13 protein-coding genes are annotated in these 15,886 nt (G+C 48.9%); 7 read left to right on the top strand and 6 right to left on the bottom strand.

The annotated features are described in order from the left end of the window. The first annotated feature begins 31 nt into the window (after positions 1–31). The 7 genes from CWI78_RS07475 to CWI78_RS07440 all read left to right on the top strand — a co-directional run bounded on the left by CWI78_RS07475 (position 32) and on the right by CWI78_RS07440 (position 9,831). Entirely contained in the window at positions 32–1,279 is a 1,248-nt protein-coding gene (locus tag CWI78_RS07475) for a TolC family protein (RefSeq protein ID WP_126781779.1), read from the top strand. After that, a complete protein-coding gene (locus CWI78_RS07470) occupies positions 1,276–2,181 on the top strand; it encodes an efflux RND transporter periplasmic adaptor subunit (RefSeq protein WP_126781777.1) in 906 nt (301 codons plus the stop codon). Before CWI78_RS07475 ends, CWI78_RS07470 begins: the two co-directional genes overlap by 4 nt. Before the next feature lie 10 nt (positions 2,182–2,191). After that, positions 2,192–5,323, top strand: a complete 3,132-nt coding sequence (locus tag CWI78_RS07465; RefSeq protein ID WP_126781775.1) for an efflux RND transporter permease subunit — start codon at positions 2,192–2,194, stop codon at positions 5,321–5,323. A 374-nt stretch (positions 5,324–5,697) separates the two neighbouring features. Beyond that, the gene (locus tag CWI78_RS07455; protein ID WP_276567880.1) at positions 5,698–6,078 is read left to right on the top strand and encodes a DUF6404 family protein; all 381 of its coding nucleotides are present in this window, start codon (positions 5,698–5,700) and stop codon (positions 6,076–6,078) included. A 152-nt stretch (positions 6,079–6,230) separates the two neighbouring features. Beyond that, a complete protein-coding gene (locus CWI78_RS07450) occupies positions 6,231–7,868 on the top strand; it encodes a CTP synthase (RefSeq protein WP_126781769.1) in 1,638 nt (545 codons plus the stop codon). A 39-nt stretch (positions 7,869–7,907) separates the two neighbouring features. Continuing rightward, the gene (eno, locus tag CWI78_RS07445) at positions 7,908–9,200 is read left to right on the top strand and encodes a phosphopyruvate hydratase (RefSeq protein WP_126781767.1); all 1,293 of its coding nucleotides are present in this window, start codon (positions 7,908–7,910) and stop codon (positions 9,198–9,200) included. Next, positions 9,154–9,831: a hypothetical protein gene (locus CWI78_RS07440; protein ID WP_126781765.1), complete on the top strand. Its 678-nt coding sequence runs from the start codon at positions 9,154–9,156 to the stop codon at positions 9,829–9,831. Before eno ends, CWI78_RS07440 begins: the two co-directional genes overlap by 47 nt. On the opposite strand, the gene thiH is transcribed toward CWI78_RS07440, so the two are convergent. The 6 genes from thiH to thiC are packed head-to-tail and all read right to left on the bottom strand — an operon-like array spanning position 9,782 to position 15,844. After that, positions 9,782–10,924, bottom strand: a complete 1,143-nt coding sequence (gene thiH / locus CWI78_RS07435; protein WP_126781763.1) for a 2-iminoacetate synthase ThiH — start codon at positions 10,922–10,924, stop codon at positions 9,782–9,784. The genes CWI78_RS07440 and thiH overlap by 50 nt on opposite strands. Continuing rightward, the gene (locus CWI78_RS07430) at positions 10,921–11,691 is read right to left on the bottom strand and encodes a thiazole synthase (protein ID WP_126781761.1); all 771 of its coding nucleotides are present in this window, start codon (positions 11,689–11,691) and stop codon (positions 10,921–10,923) included. The genes thiH and CWI78_RS07430 overlap by 4 nt, the downstream gene beginning before the upstream one ends. A gap of 3 nt (positions 11,692–11,694) precedes the next feature. Continuing rightward, entirely contained in the window at positions 11,695–11,895 is a 201-nt protein-coding gene (thiS, locus tag CWI78_RS07425) for a sulfur carrier protein ThiS (RefSeq protein ID WP_126781760.1), read from the bottom strand. Continuing rightward, positions 11,879–12,637 (bottom strand): HesA/MoeB/ThiF family protein, encoded by a 759-nt coding sequence (locus CWI78_RS07420; protein WP_126781758.1) that lies wholly within the window; start codon positions 12,635–12,637, stop codon positions 11,879–11,881. Before CWI78_RS07420 ends, thiS begins: the two co-directional genes overlap by 17 nt. Continuing rightward, on the bottom strand, positions 12,627–14,141 hold the full coding sequence (thiE, locus tag CWI78_RS07415; protein ID WP_126781756.1) for a thiamine phosphate synthase: 1,515 nt from the start codon (positions 14,139–14,141) through the stop codon (positions 12,627–12,629). The genes CWI78_RS07420 and thiE overlap by 11 nt, the downstream gene beginning before the upstream one ends. Beyond that, positions 14,141–15,844, bottom strand: a complete 1,704-nt coding sequence (gene thiC, locus CWI78_RS07410; protein WP_126781754.1) for a phosphomethylpyrimidine synthase ThiC — start codon at positions 15,842–15,844, stop codon at positions 14,141–14,143. The genes thiE and thiC overlap by 1 nt, the downstream gene beginning before the upstream one ends. Positions 15,845–15,886: the final 42 nt, after the last annotated feature.

Here is a 15,886-nt window from a genome sequence, read left to right as displayed (position 1 = left end):
TTTTTAAATAACGAATAATTGGAGAATAAACATGAAGCGTTTGAGCTTCGTGGTGGCCTTTCTGGGTGCCTTATTGGCGTGTCCGGTTAGTGCGGCTGCGTACGACTTAACTTTAAGCGATGCATTAAAGCGCTCGCTTAAGAATAACCCCGACTTACAACAATACGAGTACCAAAGGCAGGCGGCTGAGGTGTTAACGCTGCAGGCTCAGTTCTCACCTAACCCCAGAGTTGGTCTGGAAGTTGAAAACTTGGCGGGTTCAGGTCGTAATTCTGGTCTGGACAACGCCGAAATGACACTTTCGTTTTCTCAGGTCATTGAGCTAGGCCGTAAACGACAAAAGCGCATTGATGCCTCTACAGCTGAAGAAAAAGTAAAACAAGCGGAGTTTGAATACCAACGTATTAGTGTGCTGGCACAAACTACGCAGCGCTTTTACCAGGTACTTAAACTGCAAGAGCTTATTTATCTGAGCAAGCAGCAGATTAACCGTACTGAGAGCCTGCTAAAAACGGCACGTGAGCGGGCAAACGCTGGTGCAGTGCCGGACTCGGAAGTGACCCGCATTCAACTGCGACGTGAACGTCAGCTAGCCAATAGCAAGGAGTTAGACGGCAAGTCAGCTCAGGCACGAGCAAAACTCAGTGCCATGTGGGCCGAGGAGCCAGACTTCGATCAGGTTCTGGGTAGCTTCCACTTTCCCCTGAATTTCCCAACACAGTCAGACGCTTTAAACGCAGTGAATAAAGCGCCTGAGTACTTGCGGCTGCTGGATTCTGAACGTTTACTGAAGGCACAGGCCAAGGCGCTGGAAGCCGATTCGACAGCTAATTTAACGCTGGGCATTGGGGTGCGATACAGCAACCAGTTTGATGATACCGGTCTAATTGTTCAGGCGTCCATGCCGTTGCAATTACAAGATCCTAACTTAGGGCGTATTAAGCAACGCCGGCTTTTGCATCAGTCGAACCTGCAACAACAAAAGCTGGTGCGGACCCAATTACGCTCGTTGGCCTTGGCTTTGGTAAGCAGCCTGAAAACCCACGAAAACTATCTACACAGAGTGAAAAGTTCCTTACTACCACTGGCACAACAATTAGTAGCACAAACCGAACAGGGCTATGTGCGTGGCACTCATTCGTTATTGCAGGTGTTAGACGCGCAGAGTGAACTTGCCCAACTGGAGTATCAAAGAATTTCACGGGAACATGCGATTTACAGCGACTTGATTCAGTTGGAGCGTATGACCGGACAAGCATTTTTAGGAGAACAGCAGTGAAACTATCAACTTACTTTTTAGCAGCTGCTTTGTTGGCTGTCTGTAGTTGCATCCACCAAACCCGGGCGTCGGAAGATGACCACCATGAAAAATCGCATACCGAACTGAGTGATAAAGCCATTGAAAACGCCGATCTGACTATGGGACAAGTTAGCTATCAACGCATGACTGTGACTCAAACCGTATTCGGTGTAATTGCCCCGGAAAATAACAATATTGCGCATATTAGCGCCCGCTATAAAGGCATTGTGGCCTCGCTTAATGTGAATATTGGTGACTCGGTAAAAAAAGGCGACGTACTTGCCGTAGTCGAAAACGTCAGTACAGGTACCAAGTTTAATATGGTCAGTCCCATTAGTGGCGAGGTTTCTGAACGCCTTACCAATGTTGGTGAACTGGTTGATCAGCAACCTTTATTTCAAGTAATTAATACCGCTTCCGTCTGGGTCGAATTGTCGGCTTTTCCCGAAAACGTGGAAGCAATGCAGGAAGGTCAGACCGCCGAGGTATACGACTTGCACCACCATAAAACGGTAAGCGGTACAGTATCTTACATTTCACCTCAGATGACCGGCGGTCACATAGCCCGGGCACGCGTGGTATTGCCTAATAAATCAGGACATTGGCGGCCGGGAATGCATGTTAAAGCGGATGTCACAACCGACACCTTTACTGCCGATGTCGCGGTTGAGTCCGATGCCATTCAGACCCTGAACGGAGAAACCGTGGTTTTTATCCGCGAAGGCAATCGGTTTGAAGCGAGTGAGATCAAAACCGGCCGCACATCGGGTGACTATGTGGAGGTTCTTTCGGGGCTTGAGCCAGGCGCAGAGTATGTCATTGGCAACAGTTATTTGATTAAAGCCGACATTCTCAAACAAGGTGCAGGGCACAGCCACTAAGGGGACTATCATGATTGATGTACTCATTCGCTTTGCGGTTGAACGCCGCTGGTTAGTGGTGGCCGCTACCTTTTTGATTGCGGCTGTTGGTGTGTATAGCACCATGAAGCTGCCAATTGATGCGGTGCCGGACATTACCAATGTGCAGGTACAGGTAAATACCGAAGCGCCGGGTTACTCACCGCTGGAAACAGAACAACGTATCACTTATCCGGTAGAAACGGCTATGGCGGGTCTCCCGAAGCTGGATTATACCCGCTCAATTTCTCGTTATGGCTTGTCTCAGGTGACGGTGGTATTTGAAGAAGGTACTGACATTTACTGGGCTCGACAGCAAATTAGCGAGCGACTACAGCAGGTTAGAGGGGAGCTGCCGCAAGGCGTTGAACCCGCAATGGGACCCATAGCCTCCGGTTTGGGAGAAATCTTTAACTATGTTGTAAGAGCAAAGCCCGGTGCAACCGACGCAGAGGGGAACGCTTACACTGCGGAAAGCCTGCGCACCATTCAGGACTGGATCATTAAACCGCAGTTGGTAAAAGTACCTGGGGTTACCGAAATAAACAGTGTCGGTGGTTATGAGAAGCAGTATCAGGTGGCACCTGACCCGGGCCGTATGCTGGCTTACAAAGTAACCATGAAGGACTTACTCAGAGCGCTGGATTTGAACAACCGAAACGCTGGTGCCGGTTACATAGAAAAGAACGGGGAACAATGGCTGGTGCGCTCGCCGGGTCAGTTAAAATCTCTGGAAGAAATTGGCAATGTGGTGGTATCAAAGCGGGACGATGCACCGGTTCGGGTTCGTCATGTCGCTGAAGTCAAACTGGGTGAACAACTGCGTACCGGTGCGGCCAGTTCGAATCAGGAGGAAGTGGTTCTGGGCACGGCTATGATGCTGATTGGTGAGAACAGTCGCATAGTGGCACAAGCGGTGTCTGAAAAGCTGGAACAAGTTCAGCAAAGCTTGCCGGATGGCGTGGTCGCCGAGCCCATTTACAACCGTACTACTTTGGTGGATAAAACCATTGCCACGGTTGAGAAGAACCTTTTTGAAGGCGCGGTTCTGGTTATTGTGGTTCTGTTCATTTTGCTTGGCAATATACGAGCTGCTTTGATCACTGCATGCGTTATTCCGTTAAGCATGCTTTTCGCTATTACGGGAATGGTGACGAATAAGGTGTCCGGCAACCTGATGAGCTTGGGCGCGATAGACTTTGGCATTATTGTCGATGGAGCCGTTATTGTGGTGGAAAATGCTCTGCGACGACTGGGCAATGCACAACAGCGGTTAGGAAGGGTGTTAAATACTCAGGAGCGCCTGATTGAGGTAACAAAAAGCACGCGTGAGGTATTTAACCCGGCAGTATTTGGCGTTCTCATTATTATGTTGGTGTATCTGCCTATATTTGCATTAAGCGGTGTGGAAGGGAAAATGTTCCATCCTATGGCTTTCACCGTAGTTGCAGCGCTGCTGGGAGCACTGATTTTCTCTGTTACCTTTGTGCCTGCCGCTGTCGCTATATTTGTCCGTGGCAATATTAAGCACGGCGAGAACAAAGTGATGCGGGGCGCTCGTAAAGCCTATCAACCGGTGTTACGAGGTGCGTTAAAACTTCCGGTGTTCGTTATTGCTGTCGGCTTTGGTTTATTTGCAGTTTCTTTGTTTCAGGCCAGTCGTATGGGCACGGAGTTTTTGCCGCAACTGGACGAAGGCGACATTGCCATGCATGCGCTGCGAATTCCGGGCACAGGCTTACAGCAGTCGGTCGATATGCAAAAAGGCGTAGAAGCCGTGGTTGCTGACTTTGCCGAAGTGAAACGGGTCTTCTCTAAAATTGGTACGCCTGACGTGGCAACGGATCCGATGCCACCCAGCGTAGCTGATACCTTTATTATGCTGAACGAGCGCAAAGATTGGCCCAACCCGGATAAAACGAAAGAGCAACTGGTCAGTGAAATCCGTAAGGCGGTACAAGAGTTGCCCGGTAACAAGTACGAATTTACCCAGCCAATAGAAATGCGGTTTAACGAGCTGATTGCGGGAGTGCGGGCTGATCTTGGCGTACGTATATACGGCGATGACCTTGAGCAGCTCAAACAACTGGGTGACTCAGCGGCGGCTATTATCAGAGAGGTTCCGGGGGCTTCCGGTGTTCGCGTTGAGCAAATGACCGGCTTACCTATCTTGTCTGTTGAGCCTAAGCGAGACCACTTGGCGTTGCTGGGGCTTACGGTTGCTGATGTACAAAGTACACTGCAGAGCGCTGTAGGCGGCATTCAGGCGGGAGTTATTTATGAAGGCGACAAACGTTTCAAATTATTGGTTCGGCTGGACAATGACTGGCGGCAGAACATTGAAAAATTGAAACAATTGCCGGTGGATGTGCCTGCGGTAAATAACCCAGAACTCCAGTACGTGCCATTGGGTGAAGTGGCTAAACTGACTTTAGCTAATGGGCCTAATCAAATTAACCGGGAAAGTGGTAAACGGAATGTCATTGTCAGTGCTAACGTTACTGACCGCGATTTGGGCTCATTCGTTAATGCAGTTCAGGAGAGTTTAAACACAAACCTGGATATTCCGACGGGTTACTGGATTGATTATGGCGGCACTTTTGAGCAGTTGCAGTCAGCTTCGCAGCGCTTAAGCCTGGTGGTTCCGTTAACTCTGCTGCTTATTTTAGGCCTGTTGTATAGCGCCTTTGGCTCATTAAGCAGCGCATTGATTATCTTTACCGGAGTGCCGCTGGCATTAACTGGCGGAATTTTCGCTTTGTCATTGCGAGGCATGCCTCTGTCTATTTCTGCGGCGGTCGGTTTTATTGCGTTGTCCGGTGTCGCGGTGTTAAACGGAGTTGTTATGTTGTCTTTTATCCGACAGTTGCTTCGGGATGGATTACAGCTAAAAGACGCTGTATTTGAGGGAGCGCAACAACGTCTGCGACCGGTATTAATGACCGCTCTTGTCGCGAGCTTAGGTTTTGTTCCTATGGCGTTTAATACCGGTACCGGAGCAGAGGTTCAAAGACCTCTCGCCACGGTTGTTATTGGCGGTATTATTTCGTCAACGCTTCTGACATTGGTTGTCTTACCTGCGTTGTTTTATTTGGTAAACCGGTTCAAACAGGCGAAAACGTAATTTTACTAATACTCCTGAGTAAGCGCGTTCATCGTGAGCGCGCTTTTTTATTGATTTACTCTTAACAAGTTAGTTTGGTTTTATTAACATGATTAAAACAATAAGTTCCGACAATAAGCGATTATTAAGGAAATACCATGAACTCGGGTACGAAGGCATTAGCAGCTAGTGAAACTAAATTCGACCGCAAAACCTTTACCATTTTATTTTCCGTTCTAAGTTTACTTTTCGGTGTGGGAATTGGAGTAGCAATAAGCACGGTAGAACTAACCGGCAATTCTGAGATGTATTCTCAACTTGCTTTTAGTCTGATACCCGCAGTTGTTATTTGGACATATGTTCTTTTTCATTATTTAAAGCGGTTTTGATTGTTAATGTCTTTTGAAGCAAAAAAGCAGGCTGCAATGGCTGAACTTGAAAACTCCAAAATCTGGCGCTCTAACTATGAGCCACCATTCTTATTGTTTATGTGGTGGTTAGGCAAAGAAACAAGGCCTCCGCATTATAATAGCTTTATGTGTAATGCTCTGAGTTTAGGTTCTTTTTTTGCTGTCGGTTGGGGCTTAATTATGTGGTTATTTGTCTGGAGCTCTACCGGGCTCTCAGCATTAGCGGCTATTGGGGCAACGCTATTGGCTGGCTTATCAGTTGGTCTTATTGTGGCTTATTATTATAGCTTTAGCGCAAAACGAAACAAATTATCCCGTTGGAAAGAACTGCCCGAAACAGATGAGAGCGCTGATCAATATTCCTGACTCTAACCTGTCGCTGCATAGATTTTGATGCCGACGCCAGACGTTTAGGCGTAGCTAACGATAGCTTTTATTTGTTGTTAGAGCCGTCTTTCGGTATACTACTTTCCCGTCTGAATGCAATCCCAAATTTGACCTGACCAACTAGGTATCACATGGCGACAAACTATATTTTCGTAACCGGCGGAGTTGTATCCTCGCTGGGTAAAGGCATTGCTGCAGCCTCCCTGGCGGCAATTCTTGAAGCACGGGGCCTAAACGTTACTATCATGAAGCTGGACCCCTACATTAACGTGGATCCGGGTACCATGAGCCCAACTCAGCATGGTGAAGTTTTTGTCACCGTAGACGGGGCTGAGACCGATCTTGACCTTGGTCATTATGAGCGCTTTATCCGCACCCGCATGACCAGCAGCAACAACTTTACCACCGGCCGTGTCTACGAAGACATTATTCGCCGTGAGCGTAAAGGTGAGTTTTTAGGAGCGACCATTCAGGTCATCCCACACATTACCAATGAAATTAAGCGTCGGGTTATTGCCGGTAGCGAAGGTTTTGATATTGCCATTATTGAGATTGGCGGTACGGTCGGTGACATCGAGTCACAACCATTCCTTGAGGCGATTCGCCAATTGGGTACGGAAATTGGTCGAGACCACACCTTATTCATGCACTTAACTCTGGTGCCGTTTCTGGGGGCTGCAGGCGAAGTTAAAACCAAGCCGACCCAACATTCAGTGAAAGAACTGCGCTCTATTGGTATTCAGCCCGATATATTGATTTGCCGTTCAGATCGTTCATTACCGGCAACTGAGCGATCGAAAATTGCGTTGTTTACCAACGTAGAAGAGCGTGCAGTTATTGGCCTGCGCGACGTTGACAGTATTTACAAAATACCTTCTATGCTAAAGGCTCAGAGCCTGGACGACATCGTCACCAAACGTTTCCGTCTGGACTGTCCTGAAGCCGACTTGCATGAGTGGGAAGAAGTGCTTTATCAGGAGTCGAATCCGAACGGTGAAGTCACGGTTGGTTTTGTTGGAAAGTACGTTGAACTGCCGGACGCTTACAAGTCGGTTAACGAAGCCTTAGCGCACGCTGGTCTTAAAAACCGTTTAACGGTGAACATTCGTTATATTGATTCGCAAGATTTAGAAACTAAAGGCACCTCAAAGCTTGAAGATGTGGATGCTATCCTGGTTCCCGGTGGTTTCGGTGATCGGGGTATTGAGGGTAAGCTTATTGCAGCGAAATACGCACGCGAGAATAACATTCCTTACTTAGGTATTTGCTTAGGTATGCAAGTGGCAATGATTGAGTTTGCCCGTAATGTGGCTGGCTTAAGCGGCGCCAACAGTACTGAGTTTGACGAAAACTGTAGTGATCCGGTAGTGGGTCTTATAACCGAATGGATGGACGCCAGTGGTCAGAAAGAACTGCGCGACAAACACTCTGATTTAGGCGGCACGATGCGTCTTGGTTCGCAAGAATGTCATTTAGAGAAAGCCTCAAAAGCGCTTAAAATGTATGGCAAAGAAACCATTGAAGAGCGTCATCGTCACCGCTACGAAGTGAATAACCATTACATTGAGCCGCTGGAAAAGGCTGGTTTAAAAATTACCGGTTACTCGCATGACAAGCAATTGGTGGAAATTTTGGAAAACCCGAAACATCGCTGGTTTGTGGCTGTGCAGTTCCACCCGGAATTCACTTCGACACCGCGTGACGGACACCCGTTATTTAAAGGCTTTATAAAAGCTGCAGGTGAATTTCATAAAGAGCGTTTGGGTTAATAACCCGGCTGATGATTAAGCATTAAACAGGATTAAAGCATGAGTAATATTGTTAAAGTTATTGGTCGCGAAATCATGGATTCCCGCGGTAACCCAACCGTTGAAGCCGACGTTTATTTAGAGTCGGGCCATATGGGTCGTGCGGCGGCACCAAGTGGCGCTTCAACCGGTTCACGTGAAGCCCTGGAACTGCGTGACGGTGACAAGTCGCGTTACCTGGGCAAGGGCGTTGAAACGGCGGTTTCCAACATTAATGGTGCTATTGCTGAAGCATTAAGCGGTATTGATGCAACTAACCAGGACGCTGTCGACAACATTATGCTGAAGCTTGACGGTACCGATAACAAAGAAAAGCTGGGCGCTAACGCCATTTTGGCTGTGTCTCTGGCGGTGGCTAAAGCGGCGGCTTTGAGTAAAGGAATCGAGCTTTACGAACATATTGCTAACCTGAACAACACCAGCGGTAAATACAGCATGCCATTGCCAATGATGAACATTTTAAACGGCGGTGAACATGCGGATAACAACGTGGACATTCAGGAGTTCATGATCCAGCCGGTTGGCGCTGAAAGCTTCAAAGAAGGCCTGCGTATGGGCGCTGAAGTTTTCCATGCACTGAAAAAGGTTTTGCAGAAGCGTGGTTTAAGCACAGCGGTTGGTGACGAGGGCGGCTTTGCGCCAAACCTGGCGTCAAACGAAGAAGCCTTACAGATTATTGTGGAAGCGGTTGAAAACGCGGGCTACAAAATGGGCAGTGACATTACCCTGGCTTTGGATTGCGCTGCCTCTGAATTCTACCGTGATGGTAAATACGAGCTGTCTGGTGAAGGTAAGTCTTTTACCGCTGAAGAGTTTGCCGACTATCTGGCAGAGCTTTGCGACCGTTACCCCATTATTTCTATTGAAGACGGCCTGGACGAAAGCGACTGGGACGGCTGGAAAGTCTTAACCGAAAAACTGGGCAGCAAAGTGCAGTTGGTCGGTGATGACCTGTTTGTGACCAATACGCGTATTTTGAAAGAAGGTATCGACAAGTCGATTGCTAATTCAATTTTGATTAAATTTAATCAGATTGGTAGCCTGACAGAAACCTTAGCAGCTATAGCAATGGCACGCGAAGCGGGGTATTCTGCGGTTATTTCTCACCGTTCGGGTGAAACCGAAGATGCCACCATTGCCGATTTAGCAGTAGGCACCGCAGCGGGTCAAATTAAAACCGGCTCACTGTGTCGCTCTGACCGGGTTGCTAAGTACAACCAATTATTGCGTATAGAGGGCGATTTGAATGGCCAAGCGCCTTACCGCGGACGACAGGAAGTCAACGCTGGCTAATCAACAGGCTGACATATTTCAGCCGCTGGCACAGCAGGGCGATTTTGCCGAGCTGTGCTCAGCGCTGTATGAACGCGAATTACCGCAACTGTCGCAGGTTGATGACATGCCTGTTGCGGCTTTGCAGCGTCGTTTAGCCAGTCTTCCGCATTATATTCGTCACGCCGCTCATGGTTGTCTTAACGCGGTACGACATTCGCCGTTAAAGCTGGATGTTCAGAACGCCAGCTGGCAGGCTCCTCAGCCAACAAAAGTTCCTTCAGCCGGTATATCTGCCGAAGGGCAGAGTCAATGGTTTGCTAAACATGCCGCTTTGGGTCTGGTAGTTCCTGTTCGTTATCAAACGCCTGAATTTACGACCATAATGCTCGACAGCATTGATCGCGTTGATCAGGAAAAAAAGCGTCTGCATCTGAATTACCGTGGCTGGTTTGATTTTTCCGGGCAAGGTGAACACAGTCAGGATACCTTACTCAAGCCTAATAAGCGCGTTATGACCGCAGCCAGCTGTGGACATCAGTGGAATCATAAAGGGCGCATTAACCCACGCACCTTAACGCTGCGTGAGTTGTTACTGGTGGCTACTCTGGACTGGAAAAAGTTTCAGGTGGCATTGCGGATAGCTCGTTAAGCCAGTCCTGCCATACCGGTTGTAATCCTTTCGCTTTTATTGCCTGCGCCACTTCACTTACTGGCCTGTCGTCATCTATGGAAAACTGTTCGAGCTCCTGTTTCCCATTTGCGTAACCGCCGGGCTGAGTTTTTGACTCAGCACTGACCGAAGTCACACCTAAACGGAATAAACCATCACGAAGCGCTTGCTGTTCACGTGTGGAAAGGCTGAGCTCGACATCCGGGAACCGCAACCGATAGGCGCAAATTAACTGAACCAGTTGTTTATCAGAAATTGTCTTTGCGTTATCGACACCACCGGCACAGGGACGTAGGCGGGGAAACGACAACGAGTAACGACTGCGCCAGTAACGTCTCCGTAGATAATCCAGATGCAGGGCGGTAAAGGTGCTGTCGATACGCCAGTCCTCCAGTCCAATCAGCGAGCCCAGACCCATTTTATCGATACCGCATTCGCCCAGGCGATCCGGCGTTTCAAGCCGCCAGCGGAAATCACGTTTCTTGCCTTTTAAATGATGTTTAGCATACGTAGCGGCCTGATAGGTTTCCTGATAGACCATAACGGCGTCCAGACCCAGTGTGCGTAATTCTGCGTATTCATGGGTAGCCAATGGCTGTACTTCAAACATGACATAGCTGAAATAGCGTTTGATAATGGGTAAGGCCTGACGAAAATAGTCTATACCTACCTTGGTTTCGTGCTCGCCAGTCACTATCAGCAGGGTATCAAAACCTTTGGCTTTTATGGCCTGACATTCCTGCTCGATTTCGATTGGCGAGAGGGTTTTGCGCTTTAAGCGGTTACTCATGGAAAAGCCGCAGTAGCTGCAATCGTTAGCACACAGGTTCGATAAGTACAGCGGAATGAACAGTTGTAGAGTGTTACCAAAGCGCTGCCGGGTCAGTTGTTGTGAGCGCTCTGCCATAAAGGGCAGATAGGGCTCTGCCGCCGGCGACAGTAACGCCATAAAATCGTCCGTATTCAGATGTTTTTTGTTTAAAGCGGTTTCAACGTCAGCCGCGTTTTTACTGTAAAGCTGCAGGCGGGTATTGTCCCAGCTGTTCTGCTCCCATGTCGTATAAAAGCTCATAGCGACTCCAGAAACTCTGTTAGCGGACTGGATGCGGACGCTTTTAACGAAGCATTCTGAGTTAAGCCTGCTTCAAAGGCTTGACGGCCAACAATAACCGCGTCGCGAAAGGCTTTTGACATAGCGACAGGGTTATTCGCCGTGGCTATCGCGGTATTGACCAGCACAGCGTCTGCGCCCATTTCCATGGCTTCAACGGCGTGGCTTGGCGCGCCAATGCCCGCATCGATAATGACCGGTACTGATGCCTGTTCGATAATAATCCGTAGGAAGTCTCGAGTAAGCAGGCCCTGGTTTGAGCCTATGGGGGCGCCTAACGGCATAACTGCCGCACAGCCAACTTCCTCTAAGCGTTTACACAAGACTGGATCAGCACCGCAGTAGGGCAGTACAGTAAACCCCTCTTTTACCAAAGTTTCAGCGGCTTTTAAGGTTTCTATCGGATCCGGCAGCAAGTAGTTAGGGTCGGGGTGTATTTCCAGTTTAAGCCAATGGGTACCTAAAGCTTCACGGGCAAGGCGTGCAGCAAAAATAGCGTCTTGTGCAGTTTTGGCACCAGAGGTATTTGGCAAAAGCTGTAAACCTAAGTTTTGTATAGGCGTGACAATGTCGTCAGTGGGGCGTTCAAGCTCAACGCGCTTTAATGCCAGCGTTACTAACTCGCTACCGGAAGCCGCAAGGGACTTCTGCATAACGTCCGCGCTGCTGTATTTGCCTGAGCCTATGAGTAAGCGGGAATGAAAATCGCGATTGGCTATTTTCAGCATGGTTTAACCTCCGGCCACGGCCTGAACAAGTGTAATGCTATCGTTGTCTTTAAGCTCAGTCTGTTGCCATTGCTCGCGGTGTATAATCTGTCCGTTTAAAGCGAGGGCAACGGCCGAGGTATCGATATCCTGAGCAGACAATAGCTGCGATAAATTGGTTTTTTCAGTGACTTCAAAATGTTTGTCATTAACTTGAATGCGCATTTTGACCTCCGCATACAGGGCACGATGCGGCCCGGGGTAAATAGAGTTGTTGCCAGTTTTGCGATAAGCCATTGAAGGTGTGCAGGTAACCCCAGGCAAGCTTATGTCCGGTAAAATAATTAATTGCCTGTAGCGTCTGGCTGGATCCCATAATGCCCACAACAGGAGCCGCTATACCCGCATTACTGCAGTTCAGTGGTTCGTTAACATCGTCAGGATATAGACACTGATAACAGCCGTGGGAATGCTCTGGGTTAAGCGCAATGAGTTGCCCGTTAAAGCCGCGCGCCGCAGCAGAAATGAGCGGGGTGTTCAGTCGGTAGCAGCTTTGATTGATCAGGTACCGGGTCTCGCGATTGTCGGTGCAGTCCAGGACTAAACCGGCTTGCTCGACCAGTGCGTCCAGGTTTTCTTCATAGGCTTTTTCTTCAAGAGCGGTTATACGAACATCCGGGTTTAACCGCGACAAAGAATGATCAGCTTGCCGCGCCTTGGACAATCCAATATCATCGCTGGAATAGAGTGTTTGCCGCTGTAAGTTGCTGAGGCTAACGGTGTCGTGATCGACCAGTGTGATTTTCCCAACACCCGATGACGCCAAATATTGGCTGGCGGGGCAACCAAGGCCTCCCAAACCAATAATTAAAACATGGCTTTTGAGCAAACGCTGTTGTCCGGCTTCGCCAATTTCTTTCATCAGAAGGTTACTGCTGTAGCGCAGAAGTTGCTCGTTACTCAGCATGAGCAACCTCCATTGCTGACTTAACCTCAACGTCAGCTTTCATTTCCTTTAGTAACTGATGAACAGCCTGCTCGACGTCGTTCGCAGCAGTAATCGCACTAACAACCGCTATGCCGTTAACGCCGGTAGCTGTCACGGCAGCTACGCGATCTAAAGAAATGCCCCCAATAGCGACTGTCGGTATGTTAGTTGGCGCTAATAACGCGACATAGCGGCGTAGTCGCTCCAAACCTTGCGGTTTAGACGGCATAGTCTTGGTCTGAGTTGGGAAGATATGACCCAGAGCGATGTAAGAGGGTATGTACGCTTGGGCAATTAATAACTCGGTGTAGCTGTGAGTGGAAATACCCAGTCGCAATCCGGCTTGCTGAATAGCGCGAAGGTTAGCTTCGGTTAAGTCTTCCTGACCTAAATGCACGCCATAAGCGTTGTGCTTAATAGCCAGTTGCCAGTGGTCATTAATAAACAATTGCGCTGAATATTGCTCCGCCAGCTGAATGCTTTCTTTAATAGCGGTTTCCAGTTGAGGAGCATGTGGATCTTTAATACGCAGTTGAAGCGTTTTAATACCGAGTTTTAAGAGCTTTTCTATCCACTCATAAGAATCTACTACCGGATACAGTCCGGGTTCCTTGTCTGGCCTGGGAAACTGGAGGTCAACGCGGGGCAACTCCGGCGTTTTAATCCTTGGAAAATGGTCAATTAGCTGTGGCCAGTGTGTATGAGCAACAGGGCCTGGTCCCCGGCCTATACCTTTCGCCTCAATCAGGCCCTGATGCACATAGGCATTAGCGACCGTAATGGCATCCTCAAGCGGGTAGTCATGCGCTATTACCGAGGCAATGGCTGAAGACAAGGTACAACCGGTTCCGTGGCTGTGCTTTGTTTCCAGTTTTTGCTGATTGTACTGAATATGCTCATCGGCGCTAAGGTAATAGTCAGAGATTTCATCGGCGCGGCCAAACTCAGGGCCGGTGATAAGGATCCGAGTTAGCCCCGCATGGAAGAGTTTTTTGGCGGCGCGACACATTGAGTTTTCATCAATAACTTCTACGCCGCTCAACCAACTGAGCTCATCCAAATTCGGTGTCATAATATCAACCAGTGGGAGCAACTCCGCACAGTGTTCCGGGGGCAGCTCTGAGAGGCGATCCTGCTGAGTGCTGACAACCACCGGATCCCAGACAACGAAAGGCTGGGGAAGGGTATCAGGCCACTGCTTTAAAAAGTCAGCCACACACTGAAGCTGTTGCACATTACTAAGCAACCCAATTTTTATCGCAGCAGGCGGCATGTCCTGTTGCAGGCATTCCAACTGCTGACGAATGGCGTCAGCAGCTAACGGGAATAGCCCGGTGGTTTCAACCGAATTCTGCGCTGTTACTGTGGTTATGACACTGCAGCCATGCACGTTCAGACTACGGAACGTGTGCAAGTCCGCCTGAATGCCTGCGCCACCGCCGCTGTCAGAACCTGCGATGGTCCATACGACAGGTACCGACATCATTCTGCTCCTTCGGTCGCCGCATCTTTCACTTTCACGTCGATGCGAGTGTCAGGATTGTATTGACGCACCTCGTGAGAAATTTTCATGGAGCAGAATTTAGGACCGCACATGGAGCAAAACTGCGCCGTTTTGTTCGAATCCTGAGGCAGGGTTTCATCGTGATAGTTGCGGGCAGTTACAGGATCCAACGCCAGGTTAAACTGATCCTCCCAGCGAAATTCGAAGCGGGCTTTTGACATAGCGTCATCACGCGCCTGGGCTCCTGGGTGACCTTTGGCTAAATCGGCGGCATGAGCCGCTATTTTGTAGGCGATCATCCCTTGTTTAACATCTTCTTTATTAGGCAGGCCTAAGTGTTCTTTCGGTGTTACGTAGCAGAGCATGGCGCAGCCAAACGCGCCAATCATGGCAGCACCAATACCTGAAGTAATATGGTCGTAACCGGGTGCTATATCGGTGGTTAGCGGCCCTAAGGTATAAAATGGTGCGCCATGACAATGCTTTAACTGCTCATCCATGTTTTCCTGAATTTTATGCATAGGTACATGACCGGGGCCTTCTATCATCACCTGCACATCGTATTCCCAGGCAATTTGAGTTAACTCGCCTAATACTCTCAGTTCAGCAAACTGAGCTTCGTCGTTAGCGTCGGCTATTGATCCGGGGCGCAAGCCATCCCCTAAAGACAGTGATATGTCATATTTCGCACAAATTTTGCAGATATCCCGGAAGTGCTGGTAAAGAAAGCTCTCTTGCTGGTGCGCCATGCACCATTTGGCCATGATCGAACCACCACGGGAGACAATACCGGTAACTCGTTTTGCGGTCAGTTTAATGAAATCGTGCAGTACGCCGGCGTGAATCGTGAAATAGTCCACACCTTGCTCAGCCTGTTCCAGCAGCACGTCTTTAAATACTGGCCAGCTCAGATCTTCAGCAATGCCATTGACGCGCTCTAATGCCTGATAGATAGGCACCGTACCAATAGGCACGGGGCTGTTGCGTAAGATCCATTCACGAGTTTGGTGAATATTACGGCCGGTCGATAAGTCCATAACGGTATCAGCGCCCCAGCGCGTGGCCCATACCAGTTTTTCAACTTCTTCTTCAATGGACGAACTGACCGAAGAGTTACCAATATTGGCGTTCACTTTCACTAAAAAGCTGCGACCAATGATCATCGGTTCAGATTCTGGATGGCGGGTATTAACGGGTATAATTGCACGCCCACTGGCAACTTCATTGCGAACAAACTCGGATGTTATGGGGTTCTCAAGGTGCTCCCGACCCATATTCTCGCGCAGTGCAATAAACTCCATCTCCGGCGTAACTATTCCGCGTCGGGCGTAGGCCAGTTGAGTAATGCCATGGTTGTATTGTTGATTCTCGCGGTGGCGTTGTTTAATCCAATTCTCACGAACCTTTTTCAAACCCGCTTTAACGTCAATTTTAGCGTCCGGGTCACCGTAGACGCTGGAGGTATCATACACATCCACCGGTTCGTTCGGTGGTAACTTTACGCCCGGCGTGGGCTGGTGCAAAGTTTCGCTTAGGTGAATGCGACGAAAGGGCACCTGGATATCGTTTCTGCCGCACAGAAACTCACGGCTGGAATTAGGGTAATAATGCCCGGAAAGTGACGATAAAAAAGATTCAGCCTGTTGGCGGTTTAAGCGGTTATTCGTTGGTACAGTTGACATAGCATGCTCTCATTTTGTTGATGTTAGAGATGCTTGTCAGGA

The organism is Idiomarina ramblicola (assembly GCF_003987255.1).
Classification (GTDB): Bacteria; Pseudomonadota; Gammaproteobacteria; order Enterobacterales; family Alteromonadaceae; genus Idiomarina; species Idiomarina ramblicola.
This window is presented reverse-complemented; position numbering and strand designations above follow the sequence as displayed.

What these genes read in the sequence shown, in the direction of transcription:
- thiE (WP_126781756.1), bottom strand. Translation starts at nt 14,141, where the DNA reads ATGTCGGTACCTGTCGTATGGACCATCGCAGGTTCTGACAGCGGCGGT.
- CWI78_RS07465 (WP_126781775.1), top strand. Translation starts at nt 2,192, where the DNA reads ATGATTGATGTACTCATTCGCTTTGCGGTTGAACGCCGCTGGTTAGTG.
- eno (WP_126781767.1), top strand. Translation starts at nt 7,908, where the DNA reads ATGAGTAATATTGTTAAAGTTATTGGTCGCGAAATCATGGATTCCCGC.
- thiC (WP_126781754.1), bottom strand. Translation starts at nt 15,844, where the DNA reads ATGTCAACTGTACCAACGAATAACCGCTTAAACCGCCAACAGGCTGAA.
- CWI78_RS07440 (WP_126781765.1), top strand. Translation starts at nt 9,154, where the DNA reads ATGGCCAAGCGCCTTACCGCGGACGACAGGAAGTCAACGCTGGCTAAT.
- thiH (WP_126781763.1), bottom strand. Translation starts at nt 10,924, where the DNA reads ATGAGCTTTTATACGACATGGGAGCAGAACAGCTGGGACAATACCCGC.
- CWI78_RS07420 (WP_126781758.1), bottom strand. Translation starts at nt 12,637, where the DNA reads ATGCTGAGTAACGAGCAACTTCTGCGCTACAGCAGTAACCTTCTGATG.
- CWI78_RS07455 (WP_276567880.1), top strand. Translation starts at nt 5,698, where the DNA reads ATGTCTTTTGAAGCAAAAAAGCAGGCTGCAATGGCTGAACTTGAAAAC.
- CWI78_RS07430 (WP_126781761.1), bottom strand. Translation starts at nt 11,691, where the DNA reads ATGCTGAAAATAGCCAATCGCGATTTTCATTCCCGCTTACTCATAGGC.
- CWI78_RS07475 (WP_126781779.1), top strand. Translation starts at nt 32, where the DNA reads ATGAAGCGTTTGAGCTTCGTGGTGGCCTTTCTGGGTGCCTTATTGGCG.
- thiS (WP_126781760.1), bottom strand. Translation starts at nt 11,895, where the DNA reads ATGCGCATTCAAGTTAATGACAAACATTTTGAAGTCACTGAAAAAACC.
- CWI78_RS07450 (WP_126781769.1), top strand. Translation starts at nt 6,231, where the DNA reads ATGGCGACAAACTATATTTTCGTAACCGGCGGAGTTGTATCCTCGCTG.